Genomic DNA, 13,575 nt, shown 5'->3' on the forward strand with positions numbered 1-13,575 from the left:
ATAGCCTTAAATATTGTAGCCTTTTCTACTAAATGCGTCAAGAACATTACATTTTTTCCGGGGCTGTTACTCCTAACAAATTCAATAAATTATTGAGAGTCACTTGAGTAGCCTTAACTAAATTAATCCGTACCTGAGACAGTTCAGGTTCCACATTTAATACCCGGCAGTTGCTGTAAAAACTATGGAATAACCCAGCTAATTCCCCAGCATATTTTGTTAAACGGTGAGGTTCTAGGGCTAAGGCTGCACCAGTTACTACTTCCGGATAATCGGCAATTTTTCTTAGTAATTCCAATTCGGAAGGCTCTTTTAACAGTTCATAATTGGCTTCTCCGTTATTTGTAGAAACCTCTTGTACTTCCTTAGCCTGGCGTAAAATACTGCAAATCCGTGCATGGGCATATTGTACGTAAAAAACAGGATTTTCATTTGATTCCGATTTTGCTAAATCCAAGTCAAAATCTAAATGGCTATCGGCGCCGCGCATAACAAAAAAGTAGCGAGCTGCATCTTTCCCTACGTCTTCCATTAATTCCTGGAGAGTTACATACTGCCCTGTTCTTTTGGACATCCGGAGTATTTCACCATTGGAAAAAAGCCGCACTAACTGCATAATCACAACATCTAATCGATTGGGGTCTTGTCCCAAGGCTTGAAGAGCACCTTTCATTCTAGCCACATGGCCATGGTGATCTGCGCCCCATAAATTAATCAGCCATTCAAAGCCTCTTTCCAATTTATTTAGGTGATAAGCAATATCGGCAGCGAAATAGGTTGGGGTTCCATTGGACCTAACGAGTACTTCATCCTTTTCATCGCCAAAAAGAGTAGTTTTAAACCACAAGGCTCCCTCTTTCTCATACACATAGCCTTTTTCTTGCAGCAGCTTAATTGTTTTCTCAATAGCTCCAGATTCATAGAGGCTTTTTTCACTAAACCATTCGTCATACTTGACTCCAAAGTCTTCCAAACCTTTTCTAATGGCCTGCATCTTTTCTTCTAAACCAAATTGAGCTAATACTTTTCTACGTTCTTCCTCTTCAATATGTAAGTATTTATCCCCATATTGGGCAATAAAAGATTGGGCCGTATCCAACAAATCTTCCCCGTGATAGCCATCTTCCGGGAAAGGTACATTCTGCCCTAAGGCCTGTAAATACCTTGCTTCTAGGGATATGGCAAACTTTTCCATTTGATTGCCTGCATCATTAATGTAATATTCGCGGCTAACGGCAAAACCGGTTGCAGTCAGTAAACTAGCAATAGTATCACCAAGAGCGGCACCTCGAGCATTGCCCATGTGTAATAGGCCTGTAGGATTGGCACTGACAAACTCTACTTGTACCTTTTTGCCCTTGCCTACCTGTGAAGTACCATAGTCTTTCCCTGCTGCTAATACTTGAGGAATAATTTCGTATAACCAGCTATTATCCAACTTAAAATTAATAAAACCCGGGCCGGCTATAGTTATTTCTTGCACCCAGGTGCCTTCTTTAGTAAAGTTTTTTTCAATAATTTCGGCAATTTGTCTAGGTGCTTTTTTAGCTTCTTTAGCAAGGAGCATAGCTAAATTTGTGGCAAAATCCCCGTGCTGCTTTTCTCTAGGCACTTCTAAAACAAATTCCGGCAATGCGTTATAGTTAAGTTCTCCAGCTTCTTTTGCTTTTTGGGCCGCATTTTTTAAAGCTTCTTTAATATTTTGAATTATTTTGTGAACCATGTACACTCCAGTCAACCTCTTCTTTCTACTTTTAACTGTTGATATTTTACCCGTAATTTGACAATTTAAGCTAAATCAACGTTTCTTTTAGTAAATTTTTACTTCAGATTAATACTTAACTAACCTGCTGTCAAGGCAATGGGGTAATTGGTTTAATATTTCTAGGGCAAAATAACACAAGTAAGGCAACTTATTATTTTCTAGAAAAATAATAGGTTGCCATATTGTTTAACTCAGTTTTAAATTATTCGGGTATGGTAGCTAAATAAATCCCACGCTGACTTGATCCCGGTTTAGCCCAATCTAACAATAACCCGTGGGAATCTGCCGACCATTCTAAACTCATTAATCCTAATTTATCTCCCTCAGGCACTACTAGCAGTAAAGAAGGTTGTGCCTTCCCAAGCAATAAAACATAAATCGTATTTTGTCCATCTGTAAAGGCGATTTTTTCACCATCCGGCGACCAACTGACAGCATTGCCACCGCCAATACTTGTGCCTAATTTCCAGCAACTTCCATCGGGCTGGGCTAGCCACAAGCCACGTTCATCACTGCGTTTGCTTTTTACATTAATGGCAATGGTCTTTCCGTTTGGCGACCAGGCATAACTAATATTCTCCGCCTCTAGAACCGGTGTAACAGCTATTTTCTCACTGCCATCCAGGCTAGTATTCAGCAATTGTCCCCCGCTAAAGGATAAGGTCCTTTTGCCATTTGGGGAAACTGAATTAACTTTAATTAAAGGTAATACATCGGTAATATTGGAGGCTATAACGGAAGAGCTATCATCGGCCAAATTTTTTCCCCACAAAGTATAATGACCTGCTGTTGCTTCTTTAGTGGAAAAATAGGTAATTTTTTTGCCCGAAGCAGTCCATTGGGGCCTGACGTTGCTATAACCATCATCAACAGCAATCGGTTTAAGAATTATACTTTTGCTAGGTATTCCGGCTGCCACACTAGCCATTTTAATTGGACCTTCTAAGCGGGTAGGAGGTGTACTATCATCGTCCTGAACCTTATTATCCGCCAGATTTTCAGTATCAGATCCATTATTTTTTGATTTATTCTCCCCTGCCCCTGTGTTCTTTCCGGTGAATCCTTGATCCCCATTCTCCGCTAACTGTGGGACAATGGTTTTTTCTTGGCTAGCAGTTGTCTCTATATTTAAAGAATCTTCAGCAGTTTTCTCAATTCCGGTCTTATCTTTTACTTCCGTACCGGCTTTATCCTGCTTATCTTTTACAACCTGCCCAGATTCCCCTGCCGTATAATGGGCAACAACAGGAGGGTTTTTGGCAGTTAAAGAGTTTAAAGGTATCTTTGGCGACTTAGCCACCGCATTAAATATGAGCAGTGTACCAGTAGTGCCAATCAAAGCGGCAAAAGAAGCTGCCCTGGCAAAACGAGAGGCAAACAGCCTTTTCTTAACCTGAGCATTATTCAGTCCGGCAGTTGCTGCCGCAGCTTGTTCTTTCTTAGCTTTTACCGTCTCCATACTAGTTACTTTTTTCAACTCAGCTTCGTAAGTATTAATTTTGTCCATAACCTTTAAGGCAAAATCCGCCGGTGGTTCCACTTCAGTACAAAAATTTTCTAATAGCTTATTCGTCTGCTGTGCTAAGTCTACCTCTTGCCGACAAGCAGGGCAATTTTCAAGATGAGCCAAAAAAACTTTTTTCTGTTCAGCGGAAAGCAAATCGTCAAGGTAAGCAAAAATAGACTCTCTAATTTCCGGGCATCTCATACTTTGCCCCCCTTTCTAAAAGCAGACTTAATTTCTTTTGCAGCATGCTCTTCCCCCGAAATAATCTCGTCTCAATAGTAGATACGGGTAAATCCATTATTTCAGCTATTTGTTGGTATGTAAAATCTTCCAAATACCTTAAAATAATAGGCAAACGATAGTTTTCCGGCAGTTCAGCAATGGCCTTTTGAACTATCCTGCCAACCTCCCGTGTTTCAGCATATTCTTCAGGCTGAGAGTCAGCCGTAGGAATAGTCGGAGCAAATTCAATAACTTTTTCCAACGGTATATCTTGTTCATGTCTTTTACGTAGTGCTGTGTAGCAAACATTAGTAGCCACTTTATACATCCAAGGAAAAAAGGGTTTTTCTTGGTCATATTTATCCAGCACCTGATATATTTTGAGAAATGATTCTTGGGCTAAATCCTGTGCATCCTCTGTATTATTCGTCAGACGGTAGCATAGACTAAAAATCTGCTTTTGATACTTTTGGATAATTTCCGTAAAAGCCGCAGTATCGCCATTTAAGCACCGCTTAACCACAACTTCGTCCACGAGTACATCCAAACGTTTCACATCCTTTGTACTCTATAATCTAATACTATATTTTAAATTAAAAACTTGCATTTTTTTAGTCTTAATTAAAAGAAATTTCGTTTTATTTTTTTTACATGGCAATTCTTTGTTTCCACTCCTTTTATCTCCTCCCTATTTAGGCAGGATTTGGGTAAAAGATGTAGAAAAATATATTAAATACGAAATTTAAAGGAGAAATATAATGACCAGTAAAATAAAAATAGCTATATTTCTTGTGACTATTTTTTCTACACTTTCCTTATTAACCGGAAGTGGCCAAACAGCTCCCGTTCCACGAGTTCTAATTCAAAGTGACAGCTACCGCTTAAGTAAATATGAGCCCAAAGAAGGCACTTACTTAGGTGCTTATGTGGTGCAAGACACCTATATCAAAGCTGATATGCAAAAATTCAATGAGCTTACTGGTAAAAACCATGCCTCATTTTTTAGGTATGTGGGATATGGGCAAAAATTTCCTCAATCTTGGATTCAGGAATTGCAAAAAGTTGGTGCTGTACCTCATATTGCCTGGGAACCTAATGAAGGATTAGACGCTGTGCAAGACGATTTATACTTACGCTCTTTTGCCCGCAGCCTAAAAGAAACTGGAATGCCTGTTTTTCTTCGTTTTGCTTCAGAAATGAACGGTACTTGGGCAGCCTATAGCGGAAATCCTCAAAAATATATTGCCAAATGGCGCTTAGTCCACGATGTCATGGCCGAGGAAGCTCCTAATGTAATGATGGTTTGGACTGTATTTACCTTTCCACAAAATACAATTTTACAGTATTATCCTGGAGATAAATATGTGGATTGGGTAGGAGTAAATATTTATAATGTAGTTTATCATAATGACCAGCCTAATCAGAGGGCAGATCATGAGGATCCTTTAGAATTATTAGATTACGTTTACAATACCTTTAGCGATCGGAAGCCAATTCAAATTTCTGAATTCGGAGTTACCCATTATACTGTCACCGACAATCGCTATTACATTGATTTTGCCAGAAATAAACTTAGCCGCATGTATCGAGGCCTAGTAGAAAAATATCCTCGGGTTAAATCTATTTTCTATTTTGATGTAAATAATTTAATTAATGCCCCTGAAGGACGTAAAATAAATAATTATGCCATTACTGATGACCCACAAGTGTTAAGTGCATACTCTAAACTAATTAAAAACTCTCATTACCTTTCTAATGTAGGTGAAGATTTAGAAGGCCAGAAAGATAAAGAGCTCTTTAACTTAAAAGATCCTATTTATGTTGTAGGCAGTGTCACTTATGTTCCGGCAGCTTCCTTTGCCAAATATACTGGGGCTGCATTAACTGTTAATAAATATCCTCAAAGCATTACTTTAACTAAAAACGGTGCTGCATGCAGCTACCGCATCTATAGTAGATTCACCCCCAATGGAGCTGTTTTAAGAAATAATAGAAATTATATTCCTTTAAAGCAGACGGCTTGGAAAATGGGCTACCAAGTTAACTGGGATCCTACGGAGTATTTAATTACCATTAGCAAATAAAGTAGAATTAACTGCAAGCGATCGTGAGATCGCTTGTTTTTTGTTTAATTTATGGTTAAGGAATACATACTAGGAAATAATAAGAAAACTAAGCAGTTAAAGAAAGCTAAAGGAGTATACTATGAAACAAAAGATATGTTTACCTATTGAACTGCCGGAGCTAGCTAAGGTAGAAGAACAGCTTTATGCAGAAATACAAAGTACACCAGGGTTTTTAGGTGAAATATGCAAATATATGCTCAAGGCCGGTGGAAAAAGATTGCGTCCAACTCTGGTCCTCTTGTCGGCTAAATGTCATCAGGAAAATGTTTCACCGAAAGTTATTTGTGCCGCTACGGCAGTTGAATTAATCCATCTGGCTTCTTTAATCCATGATGATGTAATTGACAACTCCAGCAGCAGACATGGAAAACCAACAATTAATCAGTTGTGGGACAATAAAGTTGCTATTTTAGCAGGGGACAAGTTGTATGCTAAAGCATTTGACATTTTAGCTAAAAACGGTTTATACAACATCTTAAATTTAGTGGTGGAAGCCATTGAAGATATGTGTTCCGGGGAAATTGAACAGGCTCTGGACAGCTTTAATCTGGAGCAGGAGGAAAATAGCTACTACAATAAAATTAGCAAAAAAACAGGCAAATTAATTGCCGTCAGCTGTCAGTCCGGTTCTTTAGCAGGAGAAGCAGACGAAGAAACAGCACTGAGTTTACGCAATTATGGTTTAAACTTAGGTTACGCCTTCCAAATAACTGACGATATCTTAGACTTTACGGGGGAAGAGGAAATTTTAGGAAAGCCCGTAGGCTCCGATTTAAAACAAGGAACTCTTACCTTGCCCATTATTTTTTTATTGCATAACCCCAACCACAGGAGCTGGGTACAAAATATTTTAAAAGAAAAGAACATAAGCTCAACTAACCGCCAAAAAATTATTGAGGCACTATTAAGCACAGGTACTTTGCAAAAAGCTAAAGATATTGCTTACTCCTATGCCGAAGCTGCCCGCAACTGCCTGCACAATATTCCGGCAACTATTTACAAAGAAACATTGCAGGAAATAGCTTTACTAGCTATTGACCGTAGCTGCTAAGAAGTCAACCTTAAATTACCTGCAGAAAACGCAATAATTTACAAGTGTTATATAGTAAGGTTGCTCTCTTACCCGCCTTCTGTAATAAGTATTTGCTGATTTCAGCTAATACTCCCTTTTGAGCTTTAGGGTCCGAAAGATATAGCGCAAGCAAACCTTCCAACACAGTAACATGAAAAAGTGCATTAGGCAGCTTTCTAGCTCTTTCCAGGGACTGCTGATAAAAATAGCTCAATCTTTCCTGGCATTTTTGGGAATTTTGATAGTAAGCAACAAAATTAAAATCCTGGTACTGGCGGTCCTCTTCTTGGTCAATAAAATAATCTAGTAAAATATGGAGGCCTCCAATCCAGGGAAAATAGGCCTCATAAATTCTATCAATGGTTCCTTGGGTTAGAAAAGGCGAATGAGCAGCTGCTGACAGGACAAAAATGCCTAAGGTAGACCCTGTGGCAGCAGCAAATTCCCAGGTAGAAAGTTCCGGATAGATTTTTAAATACTCAGCTGCCCAATTAGTAAGCAAATTTTCCCGCTGACTTAATTCCACATGTTTATAAGTTTGTAAATCTGTATAAAGTTGTGCCAATTTCCTAACTTGTTCTTGAACCATGGAGTAATTAGGCAGAGCATTAATTTGTTTTTGGCACTCTCCTACCAAAGCCGCTAAATAACCTCCGTCATTTTTCCTGGGGTAAAATTCATAATAAGTATGCTCTTTTCCAGGTCTTAAGGCATCAAGCATTGCTTGATGCAGCCTCCGGAAAGCATTTCCATCAAAACAATCTCCCCGATCGCACAAATTGTCTAGATAGTCACTAATTGTTTGCAGGGCCACAATAAATTTTACCTGAGACAAATGTTCTGTCCCTGGATAGAGGGCAAAAATACTCCCCCCCTGGGCGTGAAATTTTTTTTGTCTTAGACTAGCTACTGCCTGTTTACCTAGTTCCTGATCCGGTGCCTTCCGGGCAAGATTTTCCCAAGCTTTTAACTCAAGTGTAACTAAAGGAAAAATTTTGCGTACAAATTGATAAACCAACTTTAAAGACACGTTGCTACCTCCTATTTGTATAAATTAACAGCCTCGCAACGATAAATTTTCATCCCCCGCTGACGAAATTTATCCTCGTACTCAGTAGTAACGTTGCCTTCTGCACCTCTAGCTGCTAAATCTAAACAAATATTTTTTAACTGCCAGCCATTTTCGCTAAATTCATTAAGACTAAACTCAAATAATTCCTCTCCATCGGTTTTAAAATGAACTTCCCCACCAGGTTTTAGTAATTTACTATATTCCTGTAAAAAGCTAGCATGAGTTAAACGCCTTTTCCGGTGGCGTTTCTTGGGCCAAGGGTCACAAAAGTTTATATAGAGCCTGTCTACTTCATCAGCAGCAAAAATTTGCGAAATATCTTTAATATCCACCCAAAGGAAAGCCATATTGGCTAATTCTAGCTGGGAAGCTTTCTTTACAGCCGTAAGTAAAACTTCTTCTGCCCTTTCAACTCCAATAAAATTTATTTCTGGGTTTTCCTTAGCAAGAGTAGTTATAAATTGTCCCTTTCCTGTTCCCAGCTCAAGATGAAGGGGGTTCTTATTTCCCCAAAATTGCTGCCATTTTCCATAATTTTTAAAGGGTTCTCGCACAAAAGACCCATAAGTTTGTAATTTTTCTTCCGCCCCTGGAATATTCCTCAATCTCATAAAACATACCTCATTTCTTTGCTTATCTAACTGACTAAAATTGGACCAATTCCCCAATATTTACATAAAGGTATTTTCCAATAATTCACGAATTATACAGTTTGTTTAAAATATATAATTAAGGAGGAGACATAATGCCAAAAGTAAAATGGCTGGCTATCTGCCTAGTCTTAGTTATAGCTTTAGGAAGCCTAGCAGGTTGCAGCCAGGCCGAACAAGGGTACTACAGTTTACTTAAGGAAATGAATCAACAAAAAGTCTATGGACACAGCGGCGAATTAACTCTTAATTTAAACCAGCTGCCAACGGAACTAACGGAAGATCCAGATTTAAAGCTCCTAGTCGAAAGTTTACAAAAGAACACTTTATCCTATGAAGGACAAGTTGATTTACCAAATAAAACTTTTGACTACAATTTCTATCTTACCGATAAAAACAGCGGTAAGAAAACTAAAATTTTAGGGTTAATGTATCAAAATGATGCCTTCTACATTCGCATCAAAGAAACCGTAGAATTTTTGAAAACTTTCAAAGACCCTGAACTCACTAAAGAACTAAATTGGGCTTTAGGCAATGCTGAATACCTTAAACTCAGCAACCAGGATTTAGCTCAAGCTTCGGACTTGCCTGACCAATTGCCGCAAAACCTATTTGAATTATCTTCTCTGCAGCAATCTTCTGCAGAAAAATTCTTTGATGGCTTAATGACTCAAGTATACCAAAATTATGAAACAAATTTAATAACCCAAGACGGAACTAAAAAATATACACTTAAATTAGATACTGCCGGAACAGTTAAATTCCTTGATTCTATTGTCTCTTATTCCATTGACAACATTGATTTAATAGGCACTTATTTAGAGTCCTACGTCAGTAATTTAACTTCCGCTGAATTAGCTGCTTTAGGTTTAAATCCTGAAGAAAAGCAGGATTATCTTGACCAAATTAAATCTTTTGTTGCAGACGTAAAAGCCAATGGGGCAGACTATAAAAAAGATTTTGCTGCCACTTTGGAAAGTGCTGAATTTAAAGATGCCGCCAATTCCCTGAAGGGAACTTCTTTTACCTCCAACTTAGAAAAAAAAGCAGATGATTCTATTCAAAGTAATCTAACAGCAGTGCTTAAATTTGCTGATCCAGAAAGGGATGAAGCTTTTGGACTAACAATGGAAAGCAAAAATAACGTCAAAGCTATACAATCTGTTAGTGTCCAAGCTCCTAAAAAAAATGTTTTAACTTTACAAAATTTAATTAAAAGAACAACTAAGACTATGCATATCTATTTAAAAAACGGTGTCTATACCTTTAGCACCGGAGGCACTACTACTGCCAATAAAATGAGCTGTAAAGTAATCGATGGTTCTACCTACTTGCCCATGCGCCAGATTGCCGAAACCTTCGGTGAAGAAGTAGGCTGGGATCAAAGACAGAATAAAGCATTTATTATCCGTTATGGCGAAGAGGTTCCAGTTACCGGCAAAATCTTCAACGGCCGGACATTTGTGAAAATTAGAGAGTTTGAAAAAGTAGATTATCGCATTTCCTGGGAGAAAAAGACTAATAAAGCTACAATAATTAAACCTTCTGATTTTCAATTATAAAAAGCTGTTGAAAAATTAAGTTTTTAACAAGGTGTAATGGTTATCAAAAAGGCTTATTTATAAGTAAGCTAGATAACCATTACACTATTATATAGCGATTCCCTTGCCGTACAACTGTCACCTTCCGGTTGCTTCTGCAATAAACACTTCCTTTATCGATTTGCCTGCCTAAAATCGCCGCTCTCAATTCTCTACAGCAATATTAAAGGTCTAGCCTCCTGTCCAAGTCTGCTACAACTTTTAAGCTGCAGCAAAAAGCAGTTCCTTCTATCTTCCCCCTTCCCCTTATCCCTATACATATTTTGGCAATATATTTTTAGCAGGTATCCTCCTAAATAAGGTAGAATATATAAAAACAAATTTTAGCCATAGGTGAAAAATATGACAACTAAAATAAAAATTTTAATTATTGATGATGACCCAAATATATGTCAACTGCTAAACTTATATCTGCAAAGGGAAAACTATACAGTCTTCTTAGCTCACGACGGCAGCACCGGCCTAAAAATGCTTCGAGAAATTAAACCAGATTTATTACTGCTAGACCTCATGTTGCCTAACATTAGTGGTTGGGAGCTGTGTAAACTAATTCGGGAGGAAAGCAATATCCCGATTATTATGTTGACTGCTAAAGATTCTAGTGAAGATAAAGTTAAGGGACTAGACTTAGGAGCAGACGATTATGTAGTTAAGCCCTTTGATCCCAACGAAGTATTAGCTCGTGTCAGAGCCCGTTTACGTCAAAATGTTAATCACTCAAATAACCCTGCTGAACAGGAAACAATCTTAGGGGATTTGGTGGTGAACATGTATAAGTATGAAGTCATTTTCCAAGGGAAGAAAATTTCCCTAACTCCAAAGGAAATTCAGCTTTTAAATTACTTCATCGCTAATCAAGGAATTGTTGTTTCCCGGGAACAAATTTTAGAAAAAGTTTGGGGTTATGCCTATGCAGGAGAAACCAGAACGGTGGATATGCATGTGCGGAATTTACGGGAAAAATTCAGCGGAAGTAACCATTGGCAGATTAAAACTGTTTATGGTGTAGGGTATAAATTAGAGGTTATAAATGTTTAAACATGTTTTTACTAAATTATTATTTACCTATACTGCTATTATTTTAGGCACAGTTGTGCTCTTAGCAGGCAGTTTATCTTATTTTTTCAACTTTTACTTTTTTAATCAAAAACAAAACACGCTGCTTAAAGCAGGTCAACAAGTGCAGAAGATTGTTTTAGACTCTAAAGCACAAAAAATTACGGCTGGAGAAATGTACAGAGCAATTAATAATTTAGGCTATATTACAGACAGCAGAATTTATGTTTTAGATAGTGCCAGATTAAAAAATTCTGATCCTACCAAGGCCGGCTCTTTAGCCAAAGATTTACAGCAAATTCTGCAAGGTAAAACAATTATTCATCAAAAACATTTTGTTAATGACCAGCAAAGATATGTTGTATTCGTGGGCATGCCAATTAAACTAAGCCAGGCCAGCACCGGAATTGTGCTTTTATTTTCCCCTGTGGAAAAATTAAATTTAGCTCTACATCAAATATATACCTTAATCTGGGGAACAGCTTGTTTTTCCGTTTTAGCCGGAACCCTGATTATTCTGTTTATTTCCTGGAGAATTTCTCGCCCCATTAAAAATATTCAGCAGTCTGCTGTCCGGCTGGCAGAAGGATTTAATACCAAAGACATTCCTGTTATAGGTCAAGATGAAATTGCTGAGCTTACCCAAAGTTTTAATTACATGAAAAACCGGCTTCATAAAATTGAGGCTATGCGCAAAGATTTAATTGCTAATGTTTCTCACGAACTTCGGACTCCTCTAACCTCCATTAAGGGATTTATTCAGGCAATTTTGGATGGGGTAGTTGAACCTAAAGAACATCCTAAATACTTAACCATTGTCTTTCAAGAAACAACTAGGCTCCACAGATTAGTCGACGATCTACTGCACTTAGCTCGGCTACAGACAGGAAATATAAAAATAGAAAAAAAGCAAACTCCTTTACAACAATTAATTGAGCAAGTAATAGAACAAACCCATTTTAGAGCCCAGGAAAAAAACATTGTTTTCCAAACCTTTTTTTCAACTGAAAATCTAACCCTAAATGCAGACCGAGATAAACTGCAGCAAATTTTACTTAACTTGGTAGATAATACACTTAAGTACTCTCTGCCCAATACTCCCATCCGGATTGAAGTACTGGATGAAAAAAAGTGGGTTCAAATTAAAGTGCAAGATTTTGGACCTGGAATTTCCGCAGATGAACTGCCTTATATTTTTACTAAATTCCACCGTGCTAAGGATACTAGCCGGCAGAAGCCTGGCACTGGCCTTGGATTAGCAATTGCCAAAGAACTTGTGGAATTGCACGGGGGGAAAATATGGGTGGAAAGCACCGTCCATGTAGGTACAACCTTTTTCGTCCGTCTGCCCAAATAACAACTTTACAAACAATTTACATTTAATTATAACTTATTTTACAAATGTATTGTATAATCCACATCAAGGATAGGACAAACAAGCATAAATTATCTTAGGAGAATAAAATGAATAAAAAATTCATCATGCTCTTATGTTTATCCTTAACATCCTTCGTACTAAGCGGGTGTTTTCAGGAAATACAGCCGACCAAGGCCGAAAAAAAACCAACAACAGCTCAGCCTAAAGCAACGCAGAAAGCAGCTCCAACCAAACCTGCTAAAAATAGCGGCACTGGACAACCTAAAGAAAATGATTTGCTAATCAAGACTGAAAACAAAATTTCTGAACAGGAAGCTGATGAACTTATTCAAGAAGTAGACGAACAGCTAACAGATTTGATTGAAACCCTTGATCAAATGGAGTCCAACCAGATACCAGAGGAAGATTTAGAATATTAAGGAGATAAATTAAATGCGCAGAATAGTTACAGTTCTATTGGTTTTCAGTATTTTGTTCGGCTGCAGTATAACTTTAGTCCAAGTGGAACCTGCTTTGGCAAGTAAGCAAACAGTTTCACCTAAAACTGTCGCTGTCCAACCAAACCTTAACTCTAAATTGCAACAATATAAAAAAAATAATTTAACTATCCTTAAACTACAAAAGCAGGTTAAACAACAAGCGGCTATAGTTAAAGTACGTATTGAACGACAAAAAAACAAACTAACTAAAAATAATGCTATCCAAGTTAAAGCTTTACTCCAAAAAATCAGCAGTAATAATGCTAACCTTGTAGCGCTGGAAAAAAGACTTGTCCAATACAATAATTCTTTAAAAATAGCTAAGGCAAGAAACAAAAAGGCTGACCATCTAACTGCTTTAAGTAAAATATTAGCTACTCAAAAAGAAAAAATAACTGTACTTAATAACACCTTAGCTTGTATAAACAAGCTGAATAAATTTGCTAAATAATTGAGTAGGAGCTGAATAATTATTTTATTCAGCGTCCTCTTATTTTCTCAAAGGATAACAGAGCTATGTCAAAGAACAGCCCCTGTCACGTTTAAATTCAAAAAGTCCAGCTACTCTTGTAACTGGACTTAAAAATTAATTCCGGCAGTGACCTGCTCTCCCAGGGAATACTCCCTAGTACCATCGGCGCTGGAGG

12 protein-coding genes are annotated in these 13,575 nt (G+C 37.7%); 7 read left to right on the plus strand and 5 right to left on the minus strand.

Annotated features, from left to right (window positions below):
• Positions 1-46 precede the first annotated feature (46 nt).
• The 3 genes from argS to RDV78_07715 all read right to left on the minus strand — a co-directional run bounded on the left by argS (position 47) and on the right by RDV78_07715 (position 4,041).
• Complete coding sequence (gene argS / locus RDV78_07705; protein ID MDS1030367.1) at positions 47-1,723, minus strand: arginine--tRNA ligase; 1,677 nt, start codon at positions 1,721-1,723, stop codon at positions 47-49.
• Between the two features lie 244 nt (positions 1,724-1,967).
• Positions 1,968-3,473: a zf-HC2 domain-containing protein gene (locus tag RDV78_07710; protein MDS1030368.1), complete on the minus strand. Its 1,506-nt coding sequence runs from the start codon at positions 3,471-3,473 to the stop codon at positions 1,968-1,970.
• Positions 3,454-4,041 (minus strand): sigma-70 family RNA polymerase sigma factor, encoded by a 588-nt coding sequence (locus tag RDV78_07715; GenBank protein ID MDS1030369.1) that lies wholly within the window; start codon positions 4,039-4,041, stop codon positions 3,454-3,456. The genes RDV78_07710 and RDV78_07715 overlap by 20 nt, the downstream gene beginning before the upstream one ends.
• A gap of 211 nt (positions 4,042-4,252) precedes the next feature.
• Between RDV78_07715 and RDV78_07720 the strand changes: the two genes are divergently transcribed.
• Both RDV78_07720 and RDV78_07725 read left to right on the plus strand, forming a co-directional pair.
• Positions 4,253-5,578 (plus strand): glycosyl hydrolase, encoded by a 1,326-nt coding sequence (locus RDV78_07720; protein ID MDS1030370.1) that lies wholly within the window; start codon positions 4,253-4,255, stop codon positions 5,576-5,578.
• A 121-nt stretch (positions 5,579-5,699) separates the two neighbouring features.
• A complete protein-coding gene (locus RDV78_07725; protein MDS1030371.1) occupies positions 5,700-6,671 on the plus strand; it encodes a polyprenyl synthetase family protein in 972 nt (323 codons plus the stop codon).
• Between the two features lie 10 nt (positions 6,672-6,681).
• Here RDV78_07725 and RDV78_07730 read toward each other — a convergent pair whose 3' ends face one another.
• Complete coding sequence (locus RDV78_07730) at positions 6,682-7,722, minus strand: tetraprenyl-beta-curcumene synthase family protein (protein MDS1030372.1); 1,041 nt, start codon at positions 7,720-7,722, stop codon at positions 6,682-6,684.
• 11 nt (positions 7,723-7,733) lie between these two features.
• Positions 7,734-8,375, minus strand: a complete 642-nt coding sequence (gene trmB / locus RDV78_07735) for a tRNA (guanosine(46)-N7)-methyltransferase TrmB (protein MDS1030373.1) — start codon at positions 8,373-8,375, stop codon at positions 7,734-7,736.
• A gap of 134 nt (positions 8,376-8,509) precedes the next feature.
• Here trmB and RDV78_07740 point away from each other — a divergent pair, with 134 nt between their 5' ends.
• The 5 genes from RDV78_07740 to RDV78_07760 all read left to right on the plus strand — a co-directional run bounded on the left by RDV78_07740 (position 8,510) and on the right by RDV78_07760 (position 13,379).
• Entirely contained in the window at positions 8,510-9,976 is a 1,467-nt protein-coding gene (locus tag RDV78_07740; GenBank protein ID MDS1030374.1) for a stalk domain-containing protein, read from the plus strand.
• Positions 9,977-10,357: 381 nt separating this feature from the next.
• Entirely contained in the window at positions 10,358-11,053 is a 696-nt protein-coding gene (locus RDV78_07745; GenBank protein MDS1030375.1) for a response regulator transcription factor, read from the plus strand.
• A complete protein-coding gene (locus RDV78_07750) occupies positions 11,046-12,428 on the plus strand; it encodes an ATP-binding protein (protein MDS1030376.1) in 1,383 nt (460 codons plus the stop codon). Before RDV78_07745 ends, RDV78_07750 begins: the two co-directional genes overlap by 8 nt.
• 107 nt (positions 12,429-12,535) lie before the next feature.
• Entirely contained in the window at positions 12,536-12,868 is a 333-nt protein-coding gene (locus RDV78_07755) for a hypothetical protein (GenBank protein MDS1030377.1), read from the plus strand.
• A 94-nt stretch (positions 12,869-12,962) separates the two neighbouring features.
• Positions 12,963-13,379 carry a hypothetical protein gene (locus RDV78_07760; GenBank protein ID MDS1030378.1) on the plus strand — a complete coding sequence of 139 codons (417 nt, stop codon included), beginning with the start codon at positions 12,963-12,965 and terminating at the stop codon, positions 13,377-13,379.
• Positions 13,380-13,575: the final 196 nt, after the last annotated feature.

The sequence above is a fragment of the Bacillota bacterium LX-D genome (genome assembly GCA_031628995.1).
Lineage (GTDB): Bacteria > Bacillota > DUOV01 > DUOV01 > Zhaonellaceae > JAVLUO01.